Raw genomic sequence first — 451 nt, forward strand, 5'->3', positions numbered from 1 at the left:
GCGCCGGGCCGCGAGGTCGGCCGGGCGCGGGCTGGCCGCGAGGCGTGCGCTGATGAGGGCGATCTCGCTCGCGTCGGCGGAAGGACTCGGCATCGTCGGATCCCGGCACGGGTGAATACAGTCACGATGGCTGGAGCCGCGTTATTGGCCAAGATGATCGTGATCTGCAATCCGACGCAACTGGGATTTTGACGAGCGTTCCAAGTCGCAGGGCGCTGTCCTGCCCCCGCAGGAGGTCCCGGACCTTTTGAAACCTCGGGTTTTTGGCCGTGGCGCCCGGGCGTCGAACGAGCCCTAGACCGCCACGTTGTCGATCAGCCGGGTCCGGCCCAGGAACGCGGCCGTCAGGACCCGCGCCGGGGCCTCGACCCGGTCGACCTGGGCCAGGGTCCGCGTGTCGCAGACCGCGAGGTACTGGACCTGGAAACCCGCGGCCTCCAGCGCGGCGCGC

1 protein-coding gene is annotated in these 451 nt (G+C 70.1%); it reads right to left on the reverse strand.

The genetic code is table 11. The annotated features are described in order from the left end of the window. Positions 1 to 294 precede the first annotated feature (294 nt). A partial coding sequence (locus FV228_RS32615; protein WP_187278015.1) for a pantoate--beta-alanine ligase occupies positions 295 to 451 on the reverse strand: 157 nt, incomplete at its 5' end.

It is taken from the genome of Methylobacterium sp. WL18, assembly GCF_008040015.1.
Taxonomy (GTDB): domain Bacteria; phylum Pseudomonadota; class Alphaproteobacteria; order Rhizobiales; family Beijerinckiaceae; genus Methylobacterium; species Methylobacterium mesophilicum.